Consider the following 26,463-nt stretch of genomic DNA (forward strand, 5'->3'; position numbering starts at 1 on the left):
CAAGTCCCTCCTGTTCCCGGACAGCAAGGGCAACCAGACCTGGTATTACTGGCCGACCGGGGCGGTGCAGACCATCGTGACGGACAACGACGGACCGGCGACGGGCACGGTCACCAACCACTACAGCTACAACAAGCGCGGGTTGTTGACCGGCGAGAGTGTTACTCAAGGCACCTGGTACACCTGGAACGCCGGCTATGGCTACAGCCCCAACGGCCACCTGGCCGCGCAGGCCTACCCGAACGGGTTGTCGGTGGTCTATGCGCCCAATGCGCTGGGCCAGGCGACCCAGGCCGGGCCGTATGCGGTGGGGGTGCAGTACTACCCCAATGGCGGCATCAAACAGTTCACCTACGGCAACGGCATCGTCCACACCATGACCCAGAACGCGCGGCAGTTGCCGGCGCGCAGCACCGACAGCGGCGGCGGTAACCCGCTGGACCTGGCCTACGCCTACGACGGCAACGCCAACGTGGCCGGCATCACCGACCACACGGCCGGAGGCCGGCAGAGCCGCAGCCTGGGCTATGACGGCCTGGACCGGTTGACCCAGGCCAGCGGCCCGAGCTTTGGCACGGCCACCTACACCTACGACACGCTGGACAACCTGAAGACGGTGGGCATCACCGGCGGCAGCCAGCCGCGGACCTACGCCTACGTGTACGACGCCAACCATCGGCTGACCAACGTCACCAACGGCGTGGGCGGGGCCACGGTGGTGGGCCTGCAGTACGACCCGCAGGGCAACCTGGCGCAGAAGAACGCGCAGGTATACGAGTTCGACTACGGCAACCGCCTGCGGAACGTGCCGACCAAGGAGTCCTACCGCTACGACGGCCATGGTCGGCGAGCCCTGGCGTGGATGCCCGGCGGCAACATCCTGTCGCAGTACAGTCAGAGCGGTCAGTTGCTGTACCAGTCCGACGAGCGCCAGGCCAAGACCACGGCCTATGTCTACCTGGGCGGCAGCCTGGTGGCGCGGGTGGTCAACTCCACCGCGCCGGCCACACCGACGCTGACGGTGCCGGGGTTCAACACCACCGGCAGCTACACGGTGAGCTGGAACGCGGTGGCCGGGGCCAACGGCTATGCCTTGCAGGAAGCGGTGTCGGGCGGGGCGTGGACGACGGTGTACAGCGGCGCGGGCACGTCCCAGGGCTTCAGCGGCAAGGCGGCCGGCAACTACGGCTACCGGGTGCGGGCGTGCTTGAACAGCGGCTGCAGCAACTGGAGCGGGACCAGCGAGGTGGCGGTGCAGTTCGCCCCGGGCAGCGCGCCGAGCCTGAGCGCGCCGGCCACGGCGCTGGGCGGTACCTACACGGTGGGCTGGAGCGCGGTGAGTTCGGCGACCAGCTACACCCTGGAGGAGAGCGTCAACGGTGGAGCCTGGACGGCGGCCTACAGCGGGCCGAACCTGGGCCAGGGCTATACCGGCAAGCCGGCCGGCAGCTACGGCTACCGGGTGAAGGCGTGCAACCCGGCCGGCTGTGGCGGGTACTCGGCCACGGCCACGGTGCAGGCGGTGTACACGCCGGCCGGCGCCCCGACGGTCACCACACCGGCGAGCAGCAATACCGGCAGCTACACGGTGAGCTGGAGTGCGGTGGGCGGAGCCACCAGCTATCAGGTGGAGGAGAGCGCCAACGGCGGTGGCTGGACGAACATCCACAACGCGGCCGGCGGCAGCGTGGCCGTCAGCGGCAAGGGCACGGGCAGTTATGCGTACCGGGCCCGGGCCTGCAATGCGGCTGGTTGCGGCGCGGACTCGGCCACGGCCACCACCCAGGTGACCTTGCCGCCCAGCGGCGCGCCGACGGTGACGGCGCCGACCACCAGCACGGGCAGCCACACGGTGAGCTGGACGGCGGTGGCCAATGCCAACGGCTACCACCTGGAAGAGCAGGTCAACGGCGGTGGCTGGGTGGCGGTGTACACCGGTGCGGCCACGTCCATCGGCCTGACCGGACGAGCGCCGGCCACCTATGGCTATCGTGCGATTGCCTGCAACGCGGGCGGCTGCGCGGGGACGTACTCGGCCGTGGTGAATACGGTGGTCTCGGCCATCCCGCCGGCGCCGACGGGGTTCGGGGGGTATAGCGAATCGGACACCAGCGTCCGACCTCCGCTCATCACCTGGTTCCTGAGCTGGAACACAGCTCCGGGGGCGACGTACTACGAAGTGCAGCAACAGATTGGCACCCAGACACCCACCATTCCTTACAGCGGCGCCAGTCCGAGTTGGGGCACCACGGGGCGTGGCGTACGCCAGTTCTGGGTGCGTGCCTGCAGCCCGGCCGGTTGTTCGGCCTGGGTCGGTCCGATTGCGCCATAAGGAGAGGATGCGATGAACCGACTCAACTCAATCTTCGCGGGCCTGTTCTGCCTGGTCGCCTCCTTGGCGGGAGCACCGCAGGCCCAGGCCCAGACCACCACGGTGGAGTACCTTCATACCGACGCGCTGGGCACGCCGGTGGCGGTGACCGACGCCGCCGGCGTGGTCATCGAACGCAGCGAATACGAACCTTACGGGCAACTGGTCAACCGGCCGCTGACGGATGGGCCGGGCTTCACCGGGCATGTGCAGGATGCGGCCACCGGGCTGACCTACATGCAACAGCGGTATTACGACCCGACCATCGGACGGTTCCTGTCGGTGGACCCGGTGACGGCGTACTCCAGTCCGGGAGCCAACTTCAATCGGTACTGGTATGCGAACAATAACCCTTACAAGTTTGTCGATCCCGACGGAAGACAGTCTCGCGCCGAGGCAAAACGCCAGCGCGATAGAGAAAATTTTTGTGGCGTAAGTGGATGTGATGCTGGGTCATACTCCTCCGATGAGGAGGGGGCAAAGTCTTCAAGCGAGGGGGCGTCACAGCCAGCACGCCCATATTTTTGGTCAGGTTACAATTTGCTCAGTGGTCCAGGAAGTTTGACCGATTTCGGATCTCTTTGGGATGCAGTTTTCCCTCCGCTACTATTCTCGCCAGCGGGAAATGGTGTGAAAGTTGCGGGATTCGGATTTCTAACTTTTCGTGCGGCTGGAAAGGCACAACATCTCGTGCTTGGGTTGCGCAATTTCGGGTTAGAGGAAACAGCGGCTCGTGTGGGCGGGCAGACGCTCTTGAAAGATCCAGCATGGCGCCAAACACTTGTGACTGCATTGGGTAATCCATCTGCACGATTTACCGTGAGCGTAGAAGGATTGGCAGGAACATCCGTATACTCAAAAATCATGGGTGCTGTGACAAGGCCAGGTGCATCAGCAACGAACTGGGAGCTTAGTCAATTGGCGCAAGCTGGGCGCCTTGGTGAGGTTAGATTTGTTGATAGAGCAGGAAACCTTCTGCCGAATCCATTCTGAGGGAGCATCAATGTTATCGAGTGTTGAGTGGAAGGGTGTTTTTCAGCTTTGGACGTACTCGGTTAGTCATGGAAAGCTACTGCTTAGGTCTACAAGAAGTACGGAGCGCGATTCTCAGATCGACGTTCTTTTCGTTGATGTAATTTATGTTTCCCTTCCAACAGTTTTTAATGATCTCAAGCTTTCTTGGGAAGGGAGGGGCTTTGAAGAGAATCGTATGATCCTGGCAGGCATGAATGAGAAGAAGAAATTTAAGTTAACCGGAGTTGGGTGTGATGGGTTTGTTGTTGCTGGTGGTGTTGCTTTTTGTGAAAGTGATAATGAGTACTATGATCAAAGTCCACTAATTGAGTAATCTCGTTCTGGAACGAAATTTACCTTGAAGACGCGTGACAATAGTTCGTTCTTTTATAGAGTTTCATTGTTCGTTGAGCGAGATATTTTTTATGAAACGCGGGCGCTAGCAGCCCGCGTTCTTGTTACGCGTCGTTGGCCGAGTCGGCGTCCGGTTTGCCAGAGTGCCAGCGGAGCTGGTCGAGGATATGGCTGGCTTCGTCGGAGAGGCCGGCGAAGCAGTCGCTCAGGGGTTGCAGCGGGATGGGCAGGCTGTGGTGCTCGTCCTTGCGGAAGCGGGGACTGGCGAGCAGGGACAGCAGTTTGAGGTGATCACGCAGCTGGATCAGGTGCAGCTGGGTTTCTTCTTCCAACAGATAGACCATACGTACGTTGGTCATGCGACCTCCATTTCTTCGTTGAAGAATCCCGGCGCGCGATAGCGGCCGGGTGCCGGGAGGTCAGAAACCGTACGTAGTCGGTTGGGTTGTTTCCCTTGCGGGTCTTGTATTCGCCCAACTCCCGGCATTGAAACTAGGAATGCCGTCTTTCACCCATTGCTGGTAGTGAAGTCACCAGAATGACGGAGCTGGTGCCGCTACGTAAGGAGTTCTGACTTCCTGATGCCGGAGTCTGCGGGTGACGTTGCGCAGTGTCGACTAACTTTGAGCGTTTTTACGCTAATGTTTGTGCGCTCACGAATTCGTACTAGTGACGGCTGAGTGAGGACGAGCCTGGGTAGTGCTACTACGGCGCGGGCTCGCTGGTCTTGATCACCTTGGTGGGACGCGCCTGCTGGTCGAAGCAATAGGCGGCATTGGCGACGCAGTTGCCGGCGACCTGCCAGATGAAGCGCCTGCCCTCCTGGGTGGTGGTGGATTGCCGCAATGGCGTCCAGGTTTCCGATTTGGCGAGATTGCTACGCCAGCCCTGCATCGAGTCGCCAATCCGGCTGGGGTAGGGGCCCGCCGATGAGGCCGCGTACGACTGATCGTCGCGACGGAGCAGTTGGGTCGAACCTTCATACACTTCCGTGGACAGCAGCTTGCCTTCTCCCGCGCCCCAGCGCGTGCTGTGGGTATAGCGGGTGACGTCACCTTCGGGATCGGTCACCGCCACCGTCTTGGTTTCCACGCAGGTGCCCGCTGCCGCGCAGGGGTGCTGGACGGTGGTGTATTGCGCGTCGGGGTAGGTGTAGGTCCAGGTGCGGGTGGGAATGCCGGGGCCGGAGAACTGTTTCTGCCGCAGGGCGAGCGTGCCGTAGATGGCGGGAATGGCCTCATAGGGCAAGGTGTCGGCGCTCTGCTGCAGGCAGGCGCTTTCCACGTAGCTTCGGCCGTGCCAGGTGGCGGTGGTGCCGAAAGTGCCCACGAGCCCACTGGGATGCGTCAGCGTGGACGTCGTCAGGCCGCCGGTGGCCTGGGCGTGGCTGCCGCCGCTGGCGCAATCGTTGAAGGATTCGGGCGTGACGTTGCCGCCCAGATCCGCGAGATTGAAAGTCCATCGACCGCCATCGGGCTGCACCACGGCGGAGAGCTTGTATCGCGTGACACCGGACAATATCTCGCTGACATACTCGTACTGCCACGTGCGCGGCGATGTCGACGCGGCCTGCACGGTGATGTGATCGACGACGCGGGCGTCGCCGCGCCAGGTCAGGTCGACGAGGCGGCCATCGCTGGCTTCGATGCGATGGAGCTTGCCGGACAGATCACCGCAGGCGTTGCCGTACGCCGGAGGCGGGCAGTAGTGGTACTTCACCCAGTTGCCGACGCGGTCCTCCACGCGGGAGACGTACAGCGTGCCCAGCATGCGTTGCAGGTAGAAACGGCCATCCGGCGGGACCTCCTGGACGATGCCGGCGGCCCGCTCGCCGACCAGATGATCCAGGTAGTAGCGCTCGCCGGAGGGCGAGATGGCCAGGAAGCCCTCGCCGGGCTGGCCATTGCTGGTGGCGGGCAGGCAACCCAGTTGCCAGTTCTGCTGAGTAACCGCGGGGTAGGGACCACCGGTCGCGGGGACCTGCGTGTTTTCCGGGACCCGCTTGAGCAATTGCTGGCGACCCGTCGGGGTGATCAGTTCGTAGCCCTGCCACCAGTCATCGAGAACGAAGGTTCCCTTCTTCACCGGCAAGCCGAAGTAGGTGCAGCGTGCCACCGTGCCCACCGTGTCGTTGGCGACGGTCTGGGTTTTCCAGTAGCTGCCCGGCGTTGAAACGACGGGATCCATGCCGGGCGTCGTGCGAATGGTGAGCATGGGCATCAGTGATTCGATGCGGGGAATGTTGAGCGTCCAGTCGTGGAAGGCGTTCGGCTGGGTCCGCGTGTCGCGGGTCTGGACCGTGGTGGTCTCGCGGGTCAGCACGATGGCCGGGCCCGTACCTTCCAGCGTGATGTCGGTCTGGCTGAAGCTGAGCTCGCCGGTATAGAGGTTGACGTTCTCGCCGAACGGCGTGTCACCCAGGGGCTGGATGGTCTGATAGACCTTCAGGCGCTTCATGTATTCGTCCTGTGGACGGACTTCCTGCGCCTGCGCGGAAAGGCAGAACAGCGATACGGCCAGCAGCCACGCGAATGCGAATCTGATGAAGACGTCCATTCGATCCCCCTTCCTTTCGCGGAAGCGCCGCCTCAGCACTTCCTTGTCCCGAATCCTGTCGGGAAGAATCCGGGATGCGGCGATTGGATGCAAGCGAAGCGGGACCCAGGCCGCGACACGCAAGACGCACGGGGCATGCGCGCCATTGCTTGGAGTTGCGGGTCGGGGAGCGGGCGATGGCTTGAATGAGGATGCCAAAAGCAAATCCCCTCGGTCCCCCTTTTGACCAGCCATTCGGCTGTCGAGAAGCGCTGCAAAAGGTGGGAGCCGTTGTTTATTCGGGAATGCTGTTTGTTCCGGGAAGGCGCGGGATAAGGTCTGGCCTCCCATTGCCCATGGAGCGACCATCGGGCGATGCTCAATTCGATTCCCGATTCCCGATTCCCGATTCCCGATTCCCGATTCCCGGCTTTCAACGGCCGCATGGCCGGTCATCCCGAATCCCGTCGCCAGTCGCCCCTCACCCCATCATCTTGAACAACGACAGCTGCTGCATCTGCATGAACACGCTCTGGGCGGCCTGGAGGGCGGTGTTTTCCAGGTTGTAGCGGCCGATGGCCTCGGCCCAGTCGAGATCGCGCAGGCTGGAGAGCGTGCCTTTGAGGGTGACGGCGTTGGCGTCGCGCAGTTCGGCGGCGCTGTCGATGGCCATCAGCTGGGCGCCGCCGCTGGCGCGGGCGTCGATCATGTGGCCTTGGGCGCTGGCCACGTCGCGCATGGCGGCCTGCAACTGGTTCTGCATCGAGGCGCGCTGGGCGTCGGTGGTCGGATTGGTTTCCAGCGCGCCGATCAGGTTCTTGAGGGTGGCGAAGACGTCGCGGGTGCCGGAGGGACCGACGTTGAACGCGTCGCCCGCGTTGGGCTGGCCGTCGATCTTCACCTGCACGCCGGCGAAGGCGATGCTCTGGCCCTTGGTGTAGGTGCCGGTGGAAATCGGGGTGGGGCCGGCGCCGTAGACCTCGTAGGTGGTCGGGCCGGTGAAGCGGATGCTGTACTGGCCGCCGTCGTAGGCGCTGGAATCGGTGACGCTGAGATCCATCAGCAGGCCGGTGCCGGTGTTGGCGGCCGCGGCGGCGCCGTCGATGCGGCCGGTGCCGGTGCGCAGGCGCAGGAAGATCTCGCTGCCGGGCAGGGTGTCGGAGACGAAGGTGTCCGGCGCGATTTCGATCTGGCGCTGGGTCTGGTCGCCGCTGTAGATGACGCCACCGGCGGCCAGAGCGAACGGCGCGCTGCCATCGGCGGTTCCGCCGAACAGGTAGCGCCCGGTGCCGTCGGTGCTGTTGGCCAGATCCAGCAGGCCGTCGTAGATGGATTTCAGTTCCGCGCTGATCGCCTTGCGGCTGTCGTCGCCGAGCGCGGCGTTGTTGGCCTGCACGGTCAGTTCGTGCACGCGCGCCATCGCGTCGCCGACCAGCTTGAGCGCGTTCTCCTGCAGGCCCAGGCGGTTCTGCAGGGTGCTGGCGTTGCCGGCGAAGCGCTCGAGTTCGGCCAGGGTGCGGTCCAGCCCGACCGCGTTGCCGGCGGCGACCGGATCGTCCTTGGCGCTGATCAGTTTCTGCCCGGACGCGAGCTGTTGCTGGGTGTGGGCCAGCTTGGCCTGTTTGGCCAGCATCGTGGTGATCGACTGCTGGTACATCAGTCCGGTGGAGATGCGATTGTTCATCGGCGGGTGGCGCTCAGCAGGGACTGGAACAGGGTGTCGGCGGTGGAGATGATCTGCGCCGCGGCCTGGTAGGCCTGTTGCAGGCGCATCAGATCCGCCGCCTCTTCATCCAGGTTGACGCCGGAAATGGAATCACGCGCGGCCTGCGCCTGATCCTGCAGCACCTGCTGGGCCTCGGCCGAATAGTCGGCCTGGCGCGCGGCCGAGCCGACCGTGGTGGTCAGGCCGGAGATGGCGCCGTTGAGGGTGAGCGTGCCGCCGTTGAGCTTGCGCGCGTCGTCCAGGTTGGCCAGCAGTTTGGCGTTGCCGTTGTCGCTGGAGTTGGCGCCGGTGGGGCCAAGGTTGAAGGCGTCGCCCGCGGCGGGCGCGCCGTCCAGGGTGACGCTCCAGCCGTTGTGGGTGATCGCCTGGCCGGGTGTGTAGGTGAACGGACCGGCGCCGTCGATGGTGTACTGGTTGGCGTCGATGAACTCGATCACCGAAGGCGCCAGCAGGTTTGGATCCGCCGGGTTGGTGACGGTGACCGCGCCGAGCTTGCCGATGCCGGTATTGGCGAGATCCGCTTTCGCCTTGACCGGCGTGGCGGCGGCGATCCGGCTGGGATCGCTGACCGCGACCTTGATCGTGCCGGCCGCTCCCGCGGTGGGCTGGAGCAGGAAGCGATCGTTGGTACCCGGCGCGGTGCCGGTCGCCAGCACCAGTTCCACGCCGTTGACCACCAGCGGATCGGCGGCGGTGCCGGTGCCGGAAATGGGAATCGAAACGCCGGTGTCCGGATCGCTGGCGAGCCAGTTGCTGCCGTCGAAGCGCAGCATCACGTTCCTGCCGTTGAGCGCGCCGAGATCGCCCAGCGCCGGTTGCAGCGACGCGTTGCCGGTGTTGCCCGAATGCGCGGAGATCTGCGGCCGGGGCGCGGTGAAGAAATCGCCGCCCATCTGGCCGTACTGGTCCATGCCGGCGCGGTGGCCTTCGTTGAAGGTTTCGGCCAGCGAGATCGCGATGCGGCCCAGTTCGGCGATGGCCGGGTCCAGCACGGTGCTGCGGAATTCCATCAGGCCGCCGATCTGGCCGCCAAGGGCGCGCTTGTCGAGGGTGACGCGCTGGCCGTTGGTTTCCAGCGCCACCTGCAGGCGCTCGGGGCGATAGGGGTCGGCCACGGTCACCAGCGAGCTGGCGGTGGCGCCGACCACCATCGGCTGGCCGCCGGCGGTGAATACGTTGATCTGGCCGCCGTCCTGCTGGACCGCGGTGCCGCCGGTGTAGCCGATCAGCTGGCTGATCAATTGATCGCGACGGTCGAGCAGATCGCCGGAGGCGTTGGCGGCGTTGTTGCCGATGCGGCCGTTGAGCTGGGCGATTTCCTTGGCCAGCCGGTTGACCTCGCCGACGCTGGAGGTGAGGCCGCTGTTGACCTCGCCATCCACCTTGTCGAGCTGCTGATCGATCTGATTGAAGCGGGTGACCAGCGCGTTGGCCTGGGCCAGCACGCTCTGCCGATCCGCCGCGCCGGCGGCGCTGGACGACAGCGCGCTGATCGAATCGAAGAAGCCGGACCACGGCGCGGCGATGCCGGTAGCCTTTTCCGAGAACAGGCTGTCCAGGCGGTTGGACAGCACCGACATCTGCTGCAGGCGGTTCAGTTCGCCGGTGCTGTCGAGCAGGCGCGCGGTGGCCAGCGAATCGGCCATGCGGTGGACGTCGACGATCTGCACGCCGCCGCCCTGGTAGCCGTAGCCATGGAAGGTGCCGTCGCGCGCGGCGAACTCGGTGCGCTGGCGCGAGTAGCCCGGCGTGTTGAGGTTGGCGACGTTGTGGCTGACCGTGGACAGCGCCCGCTGGAAGGCGAGGAGGGCGCTGCTGCCGGTGGCGAGGAGGTTGGACATGGACTACTCCGTTCAGCGGCCCAGGAAGCGGCTGGCGAGCGCCTGGCCCACCGTGGCGCCGAGCGGACCGCCGACGCTGTTGCCGACGGCCGAGATGACCTTGCCGAGGGTGGGACCGGTGGCGATGCTGGCGATCTTCCTGGCGTAGGACGGATCGGTGGCGTAGCCGGCCTGCTGCAGGCCGCGCGCGAAACCGTGGATGTCCTTGCCCGCCGCCAGCGCCTTCTGGTAGCGCGGATTGTTCTTCAGCAGGCGCACGTAATCGGCGAAGCTCTCGGCCGGCGACGCGTAGGCGCGGAAATCGGCGGTCTCGTTCTGGCGCACGCCGTTGCGGTATTCGTGGGTGCCGGTGCGGGCGCGCTCGCCCTTCCAGCCGGTGGCCTTGATGCCGAACAGGTTGTGCGCGCTGCCGCCGCCGTCGCGCTGGATGACCCGCTTGCCCCAGCCGGTTTCCAGCGCGGCCTGGGCCACCAGGGCGCGCGGATCCACGCCCAGTTCCTTCGCGGCGCGCTGGGCGTGTTCCCAGATCTCGGCGACGAAGCGTTCCGGGGTGTTGCGGGCGTACTGCTGCGGATTGGCGCTGGCGATCTGTTCCACCTCGTCGCAGGCGCTCTGCGCTTCCGGCGCGGTCAGCGCGGCCCAGTCGATGCGCGGCAGGCCCAGCGCGGCGCCCGGGTCGCTGGCGTCGGCGGTCGCATTCGACGCCGCGGGCGAGCGCCCGGCGATCACGTCCAGCATCTGCCCGGCGCCGGAAGGCATCATCCGGCGGTACTGCGACAGCGCGGTGTTGACTGGCACCGGCGCGGTGGCGGTGTCGGTGGCGCCGAGCTGGCGCGCGATCATCGGCGCGAGCCCCATGCCCTTGCCCTCGGTCATCGCCTTGGCCAGCTGCTGGTCGTACATCTCGCGGAACATCTGGTTTTCGCCCGGGAACAGCGAATCGCCGAAACTGGCTTCGCGCATGCACTTGATCAGCATCTGCGCGAACTGGCCCTCGAACTTCCGCGCCACCTCGTGGATGCGCGCGTTGTCCGTCGCCGGGTTGGCGGTCGGATTCAGCGGCAGGGCGGGCTGCAGCACGTTCATCAGATGATTTCCAGCTCCGCGCGCAATGCGCCGGCCTGCTTGAGCGCTTCCAGGATGGCGATCAGATCGCCCGGCGCGGCGCCGACCTCGTTGACCGCGCGGACGATCTCGTCCAGCGAGGTGCCGCCCTCGAATTTGAACATGCGGTTGCCCTCGGAGGTCACCTGCACGTTGGACTGCGGGGTCACCACGGTCTGGCCGCCGCGATTGAAGGCGTTGGGCTGGCTGACGTTGGCCGATTCGGTGATGGTGACGGTGAGCGAGCCGTGTGTGACCGCGGCCGGCATGACCTGCACCTGCGCGCCGATGACGACGGTGCCGGTGCGCGCGTTGACGATGACCTTGGCCGGCGCGCTGCCGGGGGTCAGTTCCAGGTTCTCGACCTGGGCCAGGAAGTTGACCCGGCCGCCGGCGTCGGCCGGCGCGCGCACCGCCACGGTGACCGCGTCGACCGCGTAGGCCGCGCCGGCGCCGAAGCGCTGGTCCAGCGCGGCGACCATGCGCGAGACGGTGGTGAAGTCGGCCTGGTGCAGATTGAGGGTGACGCTGCCGCTGCCGTCGTTCATCGCGTTGGGCACCGCGCGTTCGACGATGGCGCCGTTGGGGATGCGGCCGACGCTGGGCACGTTCACCGAGACCTTCGAGCCGTCGCGGCCCTGCGCGCCGAAGCCGCCGACCACCAGGTTGCCCTGGGCGATGGCGTAGACCTCGCCGTCGGCGCCGCGCAGCGGCGCCATCAGCAGGCTGCCGCCGCGCAGCGAGGTGGCGTTGCCGATGGACGAGACGGTGATGTCGATCGGCTGGCCGGGCTTGGCGAAGGCGGGCAGGTCGGCATGAATGGCGACCGCGGCGACGTTCTTGAGCTGCGGATTGACGTTGGGCGGCACATTGACGCCCAGTTCGCCCAGCAGGTTCTTCAGGCTCTGCACGGTGAAGGGCGCCTGGCTGGTGCGGTCGCCGGTGCCGTCCAGGCCCACCACCAGGCCGTAGCCGACCAGCGGATTGCTGCGCACGCCGCCGACCTGGGCCAGATCCTTGATGCGCTCGGCGCGGGCCGACGGCGCCAGGCAGGCCAGCACCATCAGCAGCCACAACAGGCCGCCGAACACGACCCACGGATCGGCGCGACGCCGGCTGCGCGTGTGCGGGTTGCGCTGGAAGGGAAGGCGGAGGGCCATCATGCGGTGCTCCCGGTGCGGGCCGTCGGTCCGGTCAGTTGGGGTAGATCGGCGAATTGAAGAAGCGCCCCAGCCAGCCCATCGAATTGGACTGGGCGATGGCGCCGCGGCCGCCGTAGGCGATGCGCGCCTCGGCCACCTTGCTGGAGGGAATGCTGTTGTCCGGCGCGATGTCGGCGGCGCGCACGATGCCCTGGATCTGGACCAGCTCGTCGCCCTGGTTCAGGCGCATGTTCTTCTGGCCCTGCACCACCAGGTTGCCGTTGGGCAGGCGCTGGATGACGGTGACGGTCACGCTGCCCTGCAGGCGGTTGCTCTGCGCGCTCTTGCCGTTGCCGTTGAAGCCGCGATCGCCCTTGACCGAGGCGCTCAGCAGGTCGCGGCCATTGTAGGTCAGCGGTGCGCCGGCGATGTTGGGCGCCGCCAGGGAGACCTCGCTGGTCTTGTCGACCTGGGTGGTCGCGCTGGTCTGCGCGTTGGTGTTCTCGATCAGGTTGATGGTCAGCAGATCGCCGACATCGCGGGCGCGTCGATCGGAGTACAGGTTGAGCCCGGGGCCGGCGCGATAGATGGCCCCGGACGTGGGTTCGGCCTGCGCCGCCATCACCACCTGCACCGGCTGCATCGGCGCGAACGGGCGCACGTCGCCGAACGAACGCGAACAGCCGGCCAGCGCGAGGACGCAGCAGGCGAGGGTGGCGATGCGGGACAGGCGGTTCATGGCGGGCCTCAGACGTTGTTGTTCAGATAGCCGAGCATGGAGTCGGTGGTGGAGATCGCCTTGGCGTTCATTTCGTAGGCGCGCTGGGTTTCGATCATGCTGACCAGTTCCTCCACCACGTTGACGTTGGAACCTTCCAGCGAACCCTGCACCAGGTTGCCCAGGCCGTTCAGGCCGGGCGTGCCGTTCTGGGCGGGGCCGGAGGCGGTGGTTTCCACGTACAGGTTCTCGCCCTTGGCCTGCAGGCCGGACGGATTGACGAAGTCGGTGAGGGTGAGCGAACCGATTTCCACCGCCTGCGCCTCGCCGGCCATGGTCACGCTGACCGTGCCGTCGTTGCCGATGGTCATCGACTGCGCGCCTTCGGGCACCTGGATGCCGGGCTGCACGGCGTAGCCGCTGTTGGTGACCAGTTCGCCCTGGGCGTTGATCTGGAAGGAACCGTCGCGGGTGTAGGCGGAGGTGCCATCGGGCAGCATCACCTCGAAGAAGCCGCGGCCGTTGACCATCACGTCCAGCGAGCGGCCGGTCTGCTGCGGGTTGCCCTGCTGGAAATCCTTGGAGGTGGCGACCACGCGCACGCCGGTGCCCAACTGCACGCCGGACGGCAGCTGGGTCTGCTGCGAGGTCGAACCGCCGGGCTGGCGCAGCTGCTGGTACAGCAGGTCCTCGAAGCTGGCGCGATCGCGCTTGAAGCCGGTGGTGTTGGTGTTGGCCAGGTTGTTGGAGACCACGGACATGCGCGTCTGCTGCGCATCGAGCCCGGTCTTGGCGACCCAGAGTGCCTGGTTCATGGCGTGGTCCTTGGTTGGGAATCGTGAATGGAGAATCGGGAATCGAAACAGCCGCCGGCGCCCTCTTCGTGGAAAGGAACAGGCAAGCGCCGTGCCAATGGAACGGTCGGAATCCCGGCGCGGATGGAAACCGGGACGCAAGCCACAAACGCGCTTTCGTGATTCCCGCTTCCCCATTCCCGGTTCACGGCCTTCAGCCTCCCAACCGCAGCAGCTGATTGGAGGACTGGGCCATTTCGTCTCCGGTGCGGATGACCTTGACCTGCATTTCGAACTGGCGCTGCAACTGGATCATCTGAACCAGCGCGCCGGCGGCGTCGACGTTGCTGCCTTCCAGCACGCCGGTGGTCAGGCTGTTGCCCTGGGCCATCGGCGGCGGCGGCTGGGTCGGATCGGCCGGGCGCATCAGGCCGTCGGCGCCGCGCACCAGCTGCGAGGCCGGCACGTCGACGATGCGCATGCGCGCGACCATCGCCATGGTCTGCGGGCCTTCGCCCTGCGGCACGATGGAGATGGTGCCGTCGGCGCCGAGGTCGAAGGACTGCGCGGGCGGAATGGCGATGGGATTGCCGTTCTCGTCCAGGACCGAACGACCGCCGTTGGTCACCAGCTGGCCGTTGGGAGTGACGCTGAGTTCACCGTTGCGGGTATAGGCGGTGCCGCCGTCCGGCGCCTGCACCGCCAGCCAGCGGCCCGGTTGCAGCGAGACGTCCAGCGAACGGCCGGTGACCATCTGGGTGCCGGTGCGGGAATCGAAACCCGGATCCGTCAGCACCGCGTCCACGCGCGAGGGGAAGCCCTGCCCGGGAATCTTGAATGCCTCGGTCGCGGCCAGCGCGGCCTTGAAGCCCTTGGTGTCCACGTTGGCGAGGTTGTGCGACACCGCGCCCTGGGCCTGCAGCGAGGCGCGGGCGCCGGTCATGGCGACGTACAGGGCTTTGTCCATGGGGGCGGGATTCGGGATTGGGGATTCGGGATTCGGGATTGGGAAGAGCCGCTTTGGCTTTGCTTCCCCCTTCGGAGAAGGGGGATTGAGGGGGATATGACTGTTTGCGCGAAGGGCAAATCCCCCGTCGCCTTTGGCGCCCGCCCCCTTTTTCAAAGGGGGCTTTGGTTCTGGCTATTTCGGCGCGCCCAAGCGACCGTCATCAACGGATGTTGATGACGGTCTGGGTGATCTGATCCTGGGTGGACAGCATCTGCGAGTTGGCCTGGAAGTTGCGCTGGGCGACGATCATGTTGACCAGCTGCTCGGTCAGATCCACGGTCGAGGCTTCCAGCGCGCCGGAGGCGACCTGGCCGAAATCCGACGTGCCCGGCGCGCCGGTGCGCGGTTCGCCGGAAGCGAAGCTGTGGGTCCAGGTGTTGTTGCCCTGCGAGACCAGGCCCTGCGGATTGGTGAAGTTGGTCAGCGCGACCTGGCCGATGGCGCGGTCCACGCCGTTGGAGTAGCGCGCGTAGACCACGCCTTCCGGCGAGACGGTGAACTCGTTGAGCTTGCCGCTGGCATAGCCGTCCTGGCGCTGGTCCTTCTTGGCGAAGGCCTCGCCGTACTGGTTGGTGCCGCTGATGTCCAGGGTCATGTTGAGCACGCCCGCGCCGGTGGTCGGCGTGAACGGGGCCAGGGTGATGCGGCCGTTGGTCGGCAGGGTCAGCGCGCCGTTGTTGTCGAAGCGCACGGTGGTCGCCGCGCCCATCGAGGTGCCGTCCACGTACACGTGCGCCTGCCATTCGTTCGGCGTGGCGGTCTTCACGTAGTAGACCGACTGCTGGTGGGCGACGCCGAGCGAGTCGTACACGGTGACCGAGGTGGTCTCGTTGTAGCTGTTGCCGTCGTTGGGATTGAACGGGGCGATGGTGGGCTGCTGGGCGTTGCCGGGCAGGGTGACCGCCAGGTTCACCAGGGTGGTCGGCGCCGGCGGGCTGTCGCTGGTCAGCAGTTGCAGATCCACCAGGCGGCCGGTGTCGAAACCGCTGCCGTCGGCGCGCGGCGGGAACACCTGCAGGCGGAAGCCGTCCGGAGTGGTGACGAAGCCGTTGGAATCGCGCTGGAAGTTGCCGGCGCGGGTATAGACGTTGGTGCCGTTGTTGCTGACGGTGAAGAAGCCTTCGCGGTCCACCGCCAGATCCAGGTAGCGGCCGGTCTGGTTGATGTCCCCCTGCGAGAACTGCTGGGCCACGTTGGTCAGGCGCACGCCGGCGCCGATGCCGTTGCGCAGCAGGCCGTAGCCGGTGGTGGAGAACACCTCGGCGAATTCGGCGCGCGATTCCTTGAAGCCGGTGGTGCCGACGTTGGCGATGTTGTGCGAGGTGACGTTGAGGTCGGCGTTGGCCGCCTTCATGCCGGAGAGCGAACTGTTGAAAGCCATGGTGAACTCCTTGCGGATGCCGGGTCGGATGGCCCGTGGATGTCAGGGATCAGGAAGCCGACTTGCCGATGCGCAGCACGTAGTCGAGCGGGGCGGTGCCCAGGCCGGGCAGGTTGAGGTACAGCCCATCGGAACCGATGGTCACGCTTTCCACGGTCGAATCGACGTAGGTGTTGAGCTTGGTGGCCTTGCCGGTGGCGTCGGTGTGGGTGGCCTTGATCGAATACACGCCGGCCGGCGCGCGTTCGCCGTTGGGCTTCACGCCGTCCCAGGCGAACGCGGTCTCGCCCTTGGCGGCGTCGATCTCGATGGTGTCCACGACCACGCCGCTGGCATCGGTGATTTCCACCTTGAGCGTGCCGGCGCCGGGCGACATCACCAGGCCGGTGGCGTCGCCCTGCGCGGCGAGCGCGAGTTTTTCCGACGGCACCAGCACGTCGTGGCCGACCAGCGAGGCGCCCTTGAGCACCTGGTCGCCGGTCAGCGCGGTGGTGAAGCCGTTGACGGTGGTGTTGAGCTCGCTGATGCCCTGCACGGTGGAGAACTGCGCCAGCTGGCCGATGAACTCGCTGTTGGACAGCGGCTTGAGCGGATCCTGGTGCTTGAGCTGCTCGGTCATCAGGCGCATGAACTCGGCCTGGCCCAGGCTCTCCTTCTTCTTGTTCGATCCGGTGCCGGTGGTGCTGTTGTTGATCGCGGCGAAGGGATCGCCGTTGACGGCGGTGGTCATGCGGTTGCTCCGGTGGACGGGCCGCGTCAGCGGCCCATGGTCAGCGTGGCCAGGGCCAGTTCCTTGGCGGTGTTGAGGACCTCGACGCCGGCCTGGTAGCCGCGCGAGGCGGAAATGAGGTTGACCATCTGCGCGACCGGATCCACGTCCGGCGCGTAGACGTAGCCTTCGGCGTCGGCCATCGGGTGGCCGGGCTCGTAGCGCTTGATCGGCGGCGCCTCGCTCTGGGTGATCTCCTTGACCTGCACCGAAGTCAGCGACCCGTCGGCGTTGAGCGGGCGGGCCTGGAAGATCGGTTCGATCGGTTTGTAGACCGCGTCGGGCGAGGAGGCGATGGAATCGGCGTTGGAGAGATTGCTGGCGATGGTGTTCAGGCGGACCGACTGCGCCTGCAACGCGGAACCGGCGACATCGAAGATCGGCAGGTTGCTCATGGCTTATTGGCCCGTGATGGCGGTGAGCATGGTGCGCACCTTGGATTCGATGAAACTCAGCGAGGCGCGGTACTCCAGCGCGGCGCGGCCGTAGGCGGCGCGCTCGGTGTCGGCGTCGACGGTGTTGCCGTCCAGGCTGGGCTGCACGCCCTGGCGCTCGTAGATCTGCGGGCCGAACTCCAGGCCATCGAGGTGGCGGGCGTCGCTGGTCTGCAGCGGGGCGGCCTGGCGGGCGGCGGCGTTCTCCAGCACGGCCTGGAAGTTCAGATCCCTGGCCTTGTAGTTGGGGGTGTCCGCATTGCTGAGGTTGCTGGCGATCAGCTGCATGCGCTGCTCGCGCAGCGGCAGGGCGGCGGCGTGGACGCCGAGGTAATCGCGGATGGGATTGGACATGGCGGGCCCCGTTGGGAACGTTGCCCGGGTGGGTGCAAGGCTTGTGCCAGTCCGCCGGCGGCGCCCGGCGGCGCGCGTTGCGCCGGTGCCATTCCTTGTCAAGAGAGACCTCGGCACGAGAGGCGTTTGCCTCCCCCTTTAAAAAGGGGAACCGAGGGGGATTTGCTCCTTGTCGATGCTCCTGGCACCGCGCAAATCCCCCGTCGTCCGCCGACGCGGCCGCCCGCCCCCTTTTCCGCTCTTGACAGCCGCATGGCTGGTCAAGGGGGCTATCAATCCCGAATCCCGGCGGCCGTCAGGCCGCCCGTTTCGTCGCCACCACCTGCTTCAACCGGTTCAGCACGTAGTCCGCCAGCTCGTGCGGGCTGTACTTGGCGACGAAGGCGTTGGCGCCGACCCGCTCGACCATGGCGTTGTTGAACACGCCCGACAGCGAGGTGTGGAGCAGGACGTACAGGCCGGCCAGGCCGGGGTGGCGACGGATTTCCGTCGTCAGGGTGTAGCCGTCCATGGCCGGCATCTCGATGTCGGAGATGACCATGGCGTAGCGCTCGGCCGGGTCCTCGCCGGCGGCGTGGATTTGCAGGAGGTGGTCCAGCGCCTGCTTGCCGTCCGAGAGCAGGGTGGCGCTGACGCCCAACTGGTCCAGCACGCTGCGGATCTGCGAGCGCGCCACCCGCGAATCGTCCACCACCAGCACCTGCAACGGCGGGGCGTCGGACGGCAGCGCCATCTCGGGCGCCAGCGGGGCGTCCATGCGCGCCTGCGAGATGTCGGCCAGCACGCTTTCCACGTCGATCACCTGGATGAGCTCGCCCTGGAAGCGGGTGACCGCGGTCAGGTAGCTGGCTTCGGCGCCCAGTTCCGGTGGCGGATGGATGTCCTCGACCGCGATGTTGACGATGCGTTCCACGTCGCTGACCAGGAAGCCCTGCACCGAGCGGTTGAATTCGGTGACGACCAGATAGTTGGGCGCGCGCGCCGGATCCGGATCCCGCTCGGGGTGGCCGATGCTCAGGCCCAGATCCAGCACCGGAATCGAGCGGCCGCGCACGTCGGCCGCGCCGGCGAACTCGGACGGCAGCCCGGGCAGCTGGAACAGCGGCGGCCGGCGCAGGACTTCCTGCACCTTGAAGACGTTGACGCCAAAAAGCTGACGCCCGCCCAGGCGGAACAACAACAGGGCGAGCCGGTTGTGGCCGGCCAGACGGGTGCGCTGGTCGATGCGGTTGAGCAGATCCTGGGTCATGCAGGCATATCGGCCGGCGAAGCGGCGGCTTGAGGTCCGGCGCGCCAGGTCCGGACAGGGCGTGGAAGGACCTGCGACGGCCGTGGCGCCATCCGCGCGCGGATCCGCGGAGGGATGGCCGACCTGCGCGACGGCACGCGGCTTGCATCCATCGGCGCGATGATCCGACGGAGCCCGCCCATGCGACGACTCGCGCTGCTGCCCGCCCTGCTGGCGGCATTCGCCGTGCCCGCGGCGGACTTCCAGCCGGTGGAAAGCATCCGCCAGGCCGCCATCGGCGCGGTCGCGTCGGCCGGTTCCGCCGAGGCCACGCTGGATCCCTCGCTGCGCCTGCCGCGTTGCGGCGCCGCGCTGGAAGCGCGGGTGCAGAACGGAAGTTCGGTCGAAGTCAGCTGTCCGCAGGGCTGGCGCCTGTTCGTGCCGGTGCGGGTGCGGCGCAGCCAGACCGTGCTGGTGCTCAATCGCGGCATCGCGCCGGGCCAGGTGGTCACCGCCGACGCCTTCGTCGCCGAAACCCGCGACGGGGGCCGGGTCGGCGCCGGCGCGCTGACGGATCCGGCGCAGGTGGTCGGCCAGGTGGCGCGGCGCATGCTGACCGCCGGTTCGGTGCTGGGCGCCAACGATCTGGTCGCGCCCCGCCTGATCCGGCGCGGCGACAACGTCGCGCTGGTGTCGCGGCGCGGCGGCGTCGAAGTGCGGGTCGCCGGCAAGGCGCTGGCCGACGCCGGCGAGAACGAGCGGGTGACGGTCGAAAACCTGTCCTCGCGCCGGGTGGTGCAGGGCGTGGTGGGCCCGGGCGGCGACGTCTGGGTGAACCGATGAAAAAAAATGCGTGGGCGGCCCTAAAGTCCCCGGCGGGGCTGCCGATACCGAGCTTGCAGGGAAGTGCGCCCCGGCTGCGCTTTCGATAAAAAATGTGGATTCCGTCACTAAAGCTTTGCCTTTGACGGCCGATATGCTGTTTGAACCCGCTACAGGTAGACCGACATGAGCCAGAAAATCGAAGGCAACGCGCCTTCTGCCATCCGCACCACCGGTCCCGTCGGTGGCAAGGTGGCGGCCTCCGGCGCCGAACGTTCGCGTCCGGTGGAAGCCAGCGCGGGCGGTGACAGCCTGCGCCTGACCGGCGAAGCCACCAGCCTGCAGGCGCTGCAACGCGAACTGTCCTCGGCTTCGGCGGTGGACACCGCGCGCGTGCAGCAGATCCGCGACGCCCTGCAGGCCGGCACGTATCAGATCAACGCCGAGGCGATCGCCGACGGCATGCTGAGCCTGGAACGCCAGCTCGGCCGATGAGCGCCGGACCGGAGACGCAACTGGAGCGCCTGGCCTCGGCGCTGGCCGAGGAGCGTCGCGCGATCCTGGAGCACGATGTCGAAGCGCTGGTGCGCTCGACCCGTGAAAAGCTCGCCTCGCTGCGCGAACTGGAAAACCGGATGCCCGCGCAGCCGGCGGCGCCGTTCGAAGCCCGCCTGCGCGAGCTGTCCGAGGCCAACCAGGCCAATGGCGCGCTGCTGGCGCGCCGCCGTCGCGAAGTGAACTGGGCACTGCGTCACCTTGGGCGCAGCGAAAGCAGCGGCGCCTACGACGCCAACGGACAGACCGACGTCCTGCGCGGCAGCCGCCCGCTCGCGGTGGTCTGAGCCACGCGGCGGGCGCGTGCTTGCCGCCATCGTGACGCTTGCCGATACTGGCGGCCCCCGTTGCCGCCAGACCCTTGCGCAGGGCCATCCGTCGTGAGTGTTTCTCCCGTTTCCCGCGTTCCCGCGGACGTTCCTTCCTTCGTCGACATCCAGGCGCTCACCGAGCTGATGGACGATGGCGTGCTGCTGTGCCGCGGCGACGATCGCGCGCTGCACGCCAACGCGTCCGCGCTCGCGCTGCTGCCGGAGGGCGAGGATCCGGAATCGCTGCAGGCGCTGCTGGATCTGGTGCCGTCGGAGGCGCGCCGCGCCGCCCGCGCGACCGGCCGCTGGAGCGGCGAACTGGGGCTGGAGGATGGCCGCATCCTGCAACTGCGCATCTATCACCACCATGCGCCCGGCGATGACGGCTATGCGCTGATCCTGTTCCACGACATCAGCGAAGGCCATGCGCGCCAGCAGGAACTGCAGCGCCGCCACGCGCAGCTGCGGCAGACCCTGATCCGCCTGGCCGGCACCCAGGAACAGCTGGTGCAGTCGGAGAAGATGGCCTCCATCGGCCAGCTCGCCGCCGGCGTGGCGCACGAGATCAACAATCCGATCGGCTACGTGCATTCCAACCTGGGCTCGCTGCAGGAGTACCTGCACAGCCTGTTCGCGCTCATCGAGGTGTACGAGCGGGCCCTGCGCGCGCCGGATCCGAAGGCGCTGTTGCCGGAAATCGACGACATGCGCGCGCGCTGCGACATCGATTTCATCACCAGCGATCTGCCGCAGCTGATGTCCGAATCGCGCGAGGGCATCGAGCGGGTGACCCAGATCGTGCGCAGCCTCAAGGACTTCTCCTATTCCGGCCGTGACGATTCGTGGAAGCTGGCGGATCTGCACCACGGGCTGGATTCGACCATCAACATCATCTGGAACGAGCTCAAGTACAAGGTCACCCTGGACAAGCACTACGGCAAGCTGCCGCTGGTGCAGTGCCTGCCATCCGAGCTCAACCAGGTGTTCATGAACATCCTGCTCAACGCCGGCCACGCGATCGAGGAAAAGGGCCGCATCAGCGTCGCCACCGGACTGGCCGGCGAAGAGGTCTGGATCGAAATCGCCGATACCGGCAGCGGCATTCCCGAGAGCATCCTGCAGAACATCTTCGATCCGTTCTTCACCACCAAGCCGGTCGGCAGCGGCACCGGCCTGGGCCTGTCGATTTCCTACGGCATCGTGAAGAAGCACAACGGCCGCATCGAAGTGGACAGCAAGCCGGGCGAAGGCTCGCGCTTCCGCATCACCCTGCCGGTGCGGCAGCCGGTGAGGGACGCGCAGGTCCCCTGAGTTCGAGTGCCTGCTCACCGTGGCGGCACGCAGGATGGCCGCAGGCGGGAGTGTCGTTTGATCCGTCATTCTGGTGATTCGTCATTCCAGCGAAAGCTGGAATCCAGGGCTTTGGGCGCGGGCCTGCAAGTCGTGCGGGCGGTGAGGAGAAATGGATCCGGGCGTTCGCCGGGATGACGGCACCCTTGTCGTGGTGAAGCAGCCCGTCCCGTCATTCCGGCAGGCGCCGGAGCGGCGTCACCCCAGAACCCGGTGGTGCGGCAGGTTCTCGTGGGTGGTGAAGGCCTGGCGGATGTGTTCGCGCAGGTCGTCGTCGTTCCAGGGCTTGGTCAGGAAGCGGTAGATCTCGCCGCGGTTGATCGCCTCGGTGACGGTGGCCAGGTCGGTGTAGCCGGACAGCACCAGGCGCACGGTATCGGGGTAGAGCACGCGCACGCGGCCGAGGAACTCGGTGCCGCTCATGTCGGACATGCGCTGGTCGGACAGGATGACCTGGACGTCGTTGGTCGCCAGCAGCTCGAAGGCGTCGTTGACGCTGGAGGCGGCCAGGATGCGGTAGCCGTCGCGGCGGAACAGGCGCACCAGCGAACGCAGGATGTTCTCCTCGTCGTCCAGCAACAGCAGCGTGCGATCCGGCTTGGTCGCGGCGAAGGCGTCGGCGCGCAGGTAGCGGCGGCGCAGGACCGCGCCGGCGTCCTCGGCGGACATCGGCTCGCCGAACAGGTGGCCCTGGAACATGTCGCAGTGGTTGCGGCGCAGGAAACCCAGTTGGATATCGGTTTCCACGCCATGCGCGATCACCTTCATGCCCAGCTGGTGGCCCATGGCGATGATCGCGCAGGTGATGGCGACCTCGCGGTTGCTGGCCGGCACGCCCTTCACGAAGCTGCGATCGATCTTGATCTTGTCCACCGCGAAACGCACCAGCGAGTCCAGGTTGGAATCGCCCATGCCGAAGTCGTCCAGGGTCAGGCGCACGCCTTCGCGGTGCAGGCTGGCCAGGGTGCGGTGGACCAGCAGGGTGTCCTTGGCCAGCGCGTTCTGGCGCACTTCCAGCACCACCATCTGCGGCGGAATGCCGGCGAGCTGCATCGCCTCCAGAACTTCCATCACGAAGTTCGGGCGCAGCAGCTGCAGGGTGGAGACGTTGACCGCGATCTCGAAGTCGTCGAAGCCCCAGTCGCGCCACACGCGGGCCTGGCGGAACGCCTGGCGCAGCACCCAGTCGCCGATCTGGACGATCACGCCCAGCTTCTCGGCCACGTGCATGAAGCGTTCCGGGGCCAGCACGCCCAGCGCCGGCGAGTGCCAGCGCAGCAGCGCTTCCATGCCGACCACGCGGCCGTCGTGGGCGTTGATCTGCGGCTGGTAGTGCAGGCGGAATTCGTTGTTGTCGATCGCGTTGACGATCTGGCGGGCGATGATGCTGTCGCTGCGCACGCTGATGGCGGCGTCGCGGGCGTAGCGGCGGACCAGGTTCAGGCCTTCGTGCTTGGCCTGGCCGACCGCGGTTTCCGCGCATTGCAGCAGGCCGCTGGCGGTGGTGGCGTCCTCCGGGCACAGGGCGATGCCGACCGTGGCGGTGAGGAACAGGGTGTACGGCAGCACCGCCATCGGCAGTTCCACCTGATCGCGCACGAAGGCGCCGAACTCGTCCGGCGAGGCCACCTGCGGCAGGCGCGGCATGGCGATGATGAATTCGTCGCTGCCCTGGCGCCACACCCGCGCGTCCGGCCCCAGTTGGGTGGCCAGGTGCTGGCCGAGCAGCAGCAGGGCCTGGTCGCCGACGTCGGCGCCCATGTTCTCGTTGATCGAACGGAAGTGATCGATGTCCAGGTGCAGCAGCATCAGCGGGGTGCCGCCGCGCACGGCCTCGTCGACCAGCGCCTGCAGTTCCGGATCCTGCGCGCCCAGGCGGGCGATGGAGGCGGGGGCGGGGTAGGCGGACATCCTCAGTCCTCCTCCGCTGCGGGCAGCGCCACCCGCAGGCGCGGGGTCCCGGCCGTTCCGGGCAGCCGCAGGGACAAGCCGCTGGCCTGCGCGCGCGAATGCAGCAGCGCGGCGGTCAGCGCATCCGCGGGCGCGGCGTCGTGATCGACCTCCAGCGTGGCGATGCCCGCCCGCGCGGACGACAGCCGCACGTCCAGCGTGGTGACGCGCTCCAGCGGCAGCAGCAGATCCTGGACCAGGCGGAACGCGGCCAGTTCGATCGCGGCGGGAAAACGCGGCGCCGGATCCGCCAGATCCAGCCGGGGCGTCACGCCCCAGCGCGCCTGCCAGCGTTCGGCCTCGCCGCGCAGCGACGCGGCCAGCCCCAGCGTGTCGATCTGCGGCGGGCGCAGGTCGGCGTACAGATCCCGCAGGCGGGCGACGGTGTCGTCGGCGATGCGCACGATGTCGTCCAGATCCTGGCGGCGCTGCGCGGCATCGTCCTCGTCGCCGGCCAGGTGCGCGGACATCTTGATCGCGGACAGGGCCTGGCCGATTTCGTTGTGCAGCGCCCGGGCGACCTGCTTGCGCTCGGCTTCCTGGCGCGCGTACAGCTCGCGCAGGGCATCGGTCGTGGCGGACGGAGCGGGGGCGGGGCTGGGCGGTGTGCGGGCCGTCATCGGACAACGGTCAGGGGACAGTCGCGTCAGTATGCCAGTTGCCGGTCGCGCGGGCGGCGGACATGGAAACGCCGGCACCGCGGAGGCGGCGCCGGCGTCGGGGAACACGCCATCGCGTCGGAATCAGAACAGCTCGACGGTGCCCGCGCCCATGTTCTGCTGCGCCACCGGCTTGTGCGGCGGGCGCTCCCATTCGCTGCGGCGGTCGCGCAGGCGGTTGCCGATGTGGCGCAGGGCCGAGAGCAGTTCCTGGTCCATCACTCCGCCACTGCGGTGCAGCAGTTCCTGCAGGGCCAGCGCTTCCTGGTTGATGGTGGTCAGGCGATCCAGGTGGGTCACCGCGCTGCCCAGCGACTGGGTGGCGATGTCCTCGAACTGCAGGGCGCGCACCGCCTCGGCCACGCTCAGGTCGATGGCGTGCCCGCACTGGGAGATCTCGCGCATGCCGTCGCCCAGCGAGGCGTTGATGGCGGCGACCTGGGTCAGCATGCTGGCCGCTTCGCCGCGCGCTTCGCGGGAACGATCCAGATCGCGCGAGGCCATGTGCGAGACGGTCTCGCGGACCTTGGCGATGGCGTCCTTGGAGCTGTGCGCCAGCTTGCGGATCTGCTCGTTGAAGGCGGTCGAGCGCTCGGACAGGTTGCGCACCTCGTCGGCGACCACCGCGAAGCCACGACCGGCCTCGCCAGCGCGGGCCGCTTCGATGGCGGCGTTGAGCGCCAGCAGGTTGGTCTGGTCGGCGATCGACTTGACGTCTTCCAGCAGCGAGAAGATGCCATCCAGGTGCTGGGCCATCTCGTCGATGTGGTGCACGGTGGTGGTGCTCTGGCCGCTGACCTGTTCCAGCGCCTCCACCAGCTGTTCCATGCGCTGGCTGGCGTGCTGGGCGAAACGGGCCACGTCCACCCCGGCGCGGTCGCCGTCGCCGGCGCGGTCGACGATGCGCGACACCGCCTGGCTCTGCTCGCGCGACTTGCGCATCATCGCGTCGAAACTCTCGCCCAGACCGCCGACGGCGTCGCGGATGAGGCCGCGGGCGCGGTCGATTTCGGAGCGGGAGCCTTCGATTTCGTTGCCGACGAAGCGGCGCAGTTCATTCAGCAGGGTGTCCTGCTCGCGCAGGATGCTGGCGTGCTCGGCGCTGGGTTTCTGCGCGCCCCATACCGTCAGGAAGGCGAACAGCAGCCAGGCCAGCGTCATCGTGGTCAGGATGGCCCATTGGACCGCACCGGGCCAGTCGAAGGCGACCGACAGCGGGAACACCAGCGTCAGGAGCAGGGGAGCGGCAAGACGAACCAGAATGCGCGAATACATGGGTGCTCTCTACTGAATCACGGTATGGATATCGGCCATGGGGGATGGCTCTTTAGCGTTCGTCGCGGCGATGCATGGCGCGCGGACGAAACTGTGACCGGGGTGGGAATGCGCGGAGAAAAACGCGCGCGCCGGGAAAATGGCGTCAGCGGGCCTGGCCGGCCAGCTGCACCAGGCGTTCGGCGACCTCGTCCAGCGGCACGGTCTCGCTGGCCGCGCCCAGCCGCACGGCCGCGCCGGGCATGCCCCAGACCACGCTGGTGGCCTCGTCCTGGACGAAGGTGGGCGCGCCGGCCTGGGCGATTTCCAGCAGGCCGCGCGCGCCGTCGTCGCCCATGCCGGTGAGCAGGGCGGCGCTGGCGTTGGCGCCCGCGGCGACGGCCACCGATTCGAACAGGGCGTCGACGCTGGGGCGGTGGCGGCGGATCGGGTCGTCCTCGCCCAGCCGGCAGTGCCAGCGCGCGCCGCTGCGCTGCACGCGCAGGTGCAACCCGCCGGGGGCGACATAGGCGTGGCCGGCCAGCAGCTGCATATTGTCCTCGGCCTGCACCACGGTCATCTTGCTGTGGCGGTTCAGGCGTTCGGCGAACGGCCGGCTGAACGCGGCGGGGATGTGCTGGGTGATGACGGTGGCGGGCGCATCGGCCGGCATCGCTTCCAGGATCACGCGGATCGCCTCGGTGCCGCCGGTGGAAGCGCCGATGGCGATCAGCCGGTCGGTGGTGCGGTACTTGATGACCGGCGCGGCCTGCGTGGCCGCGGCCGCC

The 26,463-nt window shown here is 67.3% G+C and carries 24 protein-coding genes and 1 pseudogene; 7 read left to right on the forward strand and 18 right to left on the reverse strand.

Features of this window, described 5'->3' with window-relative positions:
• The 3 genes and pseudogenes from ACTHN1_RS06415 to ACTHN1_RS06425 all read left to right on the forward strand — a co-directional run.
• Positions 1-2,332: pseudogene (locus tag ACTHN1_RS06415) on the forward strand (RHS repeat protein); the annotation flags it as partial.
• Between the two features lie 12 nt (positions 2,333-2,344).
• The gene (locus tag ACTHN1_RS06420) at positions 2,345-3,364 is read left to right on the forward strand and encodes an RHS repeat-associated core domain-containing protein (RefSeq protein WP_440470128.1); all 1,020 of its coding nucleotides are present in this window, start codon (positions 2,345-2,347) and stop codon (positions 3,362-3,364) included.
• Between the two features lie 10 nt (positions 3,365-3,374).
• A complete protein-coding gene (locus ACTHN1_RS06425) occupies positions 3,375-3,719 on the forward strand; it encodes a hypothetical protein (RefSeq protein ID WP_440470129.1) in 345 nt (114 codons plus the stop codon).
• A 124-nt stretch (positions 3,720-3,843) separates the two neighbouring features.
• Here the strand turns inward: ACTHN1_RS06425 and ACTHN1_RS06430 are convergent, their stop codons facing one another.
• The 14 genes from ACTHN1_RS06430 to ACTHN1_RS06495 form a co-directional block, all read right to left on the reverse strand.
• A complete protein-coding gene (locus tag ACTHN1_RS06430; protein WP_440470130.1) occupies positions 3,844-4,098 on the reverse strand; it encodes an XAC0095 family protein in 255 nt (84 codons plus the stop codon).
• Positions 4,099-4,444: 346 nt separating this feature from the next.
• The gene (locus ACTHN1_RS06435) at positions 4,445-6,295 is read right to left on the reverse strand and encodes a hypothetical protein (protein ID WP_440470131.1); all 1,851 of its coding nucleotides are present in this window, start codon (positions 6,293-6,295) and stop codon (positions 4,445-4,447) included.
• 460 nt (positions 6,296-6,755) lie between these two features.
• Positions 6,756-7,958 (reverse strand): flagellar hook-associated protein FlgL, encoded by a 1,203-nt coding sequence (gene flgL, locus ACTHN1_RS06440; protein WP_440470132.1) that lies wholly within the window; start codon positions 7,956-7,958, stop codon positions 6,756-6,758.
• The gene (flgK, locus tag ACTHN1_RS06445; RefSeq protein WP_440470133.1) at positions 7,955-9,841 is read right to left on the reverse strand and encodes a flagellar hook-associated protein FlgK; all 1,887 of its coding nucleotides are present in this window, start codon (positions 9,839-9,841) and stop codon (positions 7,955-7,957) included. The genes flgL and flgK overlap by 4 nt, the downstream gene beginning before the upstream one ends.
• Positions 9,842-9,853: 12 nt before the next feature.
• Positions 9,854-10,927, reverse strand: coding sequence for a flagellar assembly peptidoglycan hydrolase FlgJ (gene flgJ / locus ACTHN1_RS06450; RefSeq protein WP_440470134.1), 1,074 nt, complete (start codon positions 10,925-10,927; stop codon positions 9,854-9,856).
• Positions 10,927-12,009, reverse strand: a complete 1,083-nt coding sequence (locus tag ACTHN1_RS06455; RefSeq protein WP_440470148.1) for a flagellar basal body P-ring protein FlgI — start codon at positions 12,007-12,009, stop codon at positions 10,927-10,929. Before ACTHN1_RS06455 ends, flgJ begins: the two co-directional genes overlap by 1 nt.
• Positions 12,010-12,139: 130 nt before the next feature.
• Entirely contained in the window at positions 12,140-12,826 is a 687-nt protein-coding gene (gene flgH, locus ACTHN1_RS06460; RefSeq protein WP_440470135.1) for a flagellar basal body L-ring protein FlgH, read from the reverse strand.
• 8 nt (positions 12,827-12,834) lie between these two features.
• Positions 12,835-13,620, reverse strand: coding sequence for a flagellar basal-body rod protein FlgG (gene flgG / locus ACTHN1_RS06465; RefSeq protein ID WP_440470136.1), 786 nt, complete (start codon positions 13,618-13,620; stop codon positions 12,835-12,837).
• A 193-nt stretch (positions 13,621-13,813) separates the two neighbouring features.
• Positions 13,814-14,566 carry a flagellar basal body rod protein FlgF gene (locus ACTHN1_RS06470; RefSeq protein WP_440470137.1) on the reverse strand — a complete coding sequence of 251 codons (753 nt, stop codon included), beginning with the start codon at positions 14,564-14,566 and terminating at the stop codon, positions 13,814-13,816.
• Between the two features lie 202 nt (positions 14,567-14,768).
• The gene (gene flgE, locus ACTHN1_RS06475; RefSeq protein WP_440470138.1) at positions 14,769-15,989 is read right to left on the reverse strand and encodes a flagellar hook protein FlgE; all 1,221 of its coding nucleotides are present in this window, start codon (positions 15,987-15,989) and stop codon (positions 14,769-14,771) included.
• Positions 15,990-16,038: 49 nt separating this feature from the next.
• Positions 16,039-16,719 (reverse strand): flagellar hook capping FlgD N-terminal domain-containing protein, encoded by a 681-nt coding sequence (locus ACTHN1_RS06480; protein ID WP_440470139.1) that lies wholly within the window; start codon positions 16,717-16,719, stop codon positions 16,039-16,041.
• Between the two features lie 26 nt (positions 16,720-16,745).
• A complete protein-coding gene (flgC, locus tag ACTHN1_RS06485) occupies positions 16,746-17,153 on the reverse strand; it encodes a flagellar basal body rod protein FlgC (RefSeq protein WP_295382512.1) in 408 nt (135 codons plus the stop codon).
• Positions 17,154-17,156: 3 nt separating this feature from the next.
• Positions 17,157-17,546, reverse strand: a complete 390-nt coding sequence (flgB, locus tag ACTHN1_RS06490; RefSeq protein ID WP_440470140.1) for a flagellar basal body rod protein FlgB — start codon at positions 17,544-17,546, stop codon at positions 17,157-17,159.
• Between the two features lie 295 nt (positions 17,547-17,841).
• Entirely contained in the window at positions 17,842-18,795 is a 954-nt protein-coding gene (locus tag ACTHN1_RS06495) for a chemotaxis protein (RefSeq protein ID WP_440470141.1), read from the reverse strand.
• Between the two features lie 180 nt (positions 18,796-18,975).
• On the opposite strand from ACTHN1_RS06495, the gene flgA reads away from it, so the two are divergent.
• The 4 genes from flgA (at position 18,976) to ACTHN1_RS06515 (ending at position 21,773) form a co-directional block, all read left to right on the forward strand.
• Positions 18,976-19,617: a flagellar basal body P-ring formation chaperone FlgA gene (gene flgA, locus ACTHN1_RS06500; protein WP_440470142.1), complete on the forward strand. Its 642-nt coding sequence runs from the start codon at positions 18,976-18,978 to the stop codon at positions 19,615-19,617.
• A 165-nt stretch (positions 19,618-19,782) separates the two neighbouring features.
• Positions 19,783-20,091 (forward strand): flagellar biosynthesis anti-sigma factor FlgM, encoded by a 309-nt coding sequence (gene flgM, locus ACTHN1_RS06505; RefSeq protein ID WP_295382516.1) that lies wholly within the window; start codon positions 19,783-19,785, stop codon positions 20,089-20,091.
• Positions 20,088-20,438: a flagellar protein FlgN gene (locus tag ACTHN1_RS06510; RefSeq protein WP_440470143.1), complete on the forward strand. Its 351-nt coding sequence runs from the start codon at positions 20,088-20,090 to the stop codon at positions 20,436-20,438. The genes flgM and ACTHN1_RS06510 overlap by 4 nt, the downstream gene beginning before the upstream one ends.
• Positions 20,439-20,606: 168 nt before the next feature.
• Positions 20,607-21,773, forward strand: coding sequence for an ATP-binding protein (locus ACTHN1_RS06515; RefSeq protein WP_440470149.1), 1,167 nt, complete (start codon positions 20,607-20,609; stop codon positions 21,771-21,773).
• Positions 21,774-22,010: 237 nt separating this feature from the next.
• Here the strand turns inward: ACTHN1_RS06515 and ACTHN1_RS06520 are convergent, their stop codons facing one another.
• The 4 genes from ACTHN1_RS06520 to ACTHN1_RS06535 all read right to left on the reverse strand — a co-directional run.
• The gene (locus tag ACTHN1_RS06520; RefSeq protein WP_440470144.1) at positions 22,011-23,723 is read right to left on the reverse strand and encodes an EAL domain-containing protein; all 1,713 of its coding nucleotides are present in this window, start codon (positions 23,721-23,723) and stop codon (positions 22,011-22,013) included.
• Between the two features lie 2 nt (positions 23,724-23,725).
• The gene (locus tag ACTHN1_RS06525; protein ID WP_440470145.1) at positions 23,726-24,382 is read right to left on the reverse strand and encodes a sensor histidine kinase; all 657 of its coding nucleotides are present in this window, start codon (positions 24,380-24,382) and stop codon (positions 23,726-23,728) included.
• Between the two features lie 123 nt (positions 24,383-24,505).
• Positions 24,506-25,696: a methyl-accepting chemotaxis protein gene (locus tag ACTHN1_RS06530; RefSeq protein ID WP_440470146.1), complete on the reverse strand. Its 1,191-nt coding sequence runs from the start codon at positions 25,694-25,696 to the stop codon at positions 24,506-24,508.
• 145 nt (positions 25,697-25,841) lie between these two features.
• A partial coding sequence (locus tag ACTHN1_RS06535; RefSeq protein WP_440470147.1) for a CheB methylesterase domain-containing protein occupies positions 25,842-26,463 on the reverse strand: 622 nt, incomplete at its 5' end.

Source organism: Pseudoxanthomonas sp., from assembly GCF_051953815.1.
Lineage (GTDB): Bacteria > Pseudomonadota > Gammaproteobacteria > Xanthomonadales > Xanthomonadaceae > Pseudoxanthomonas_A.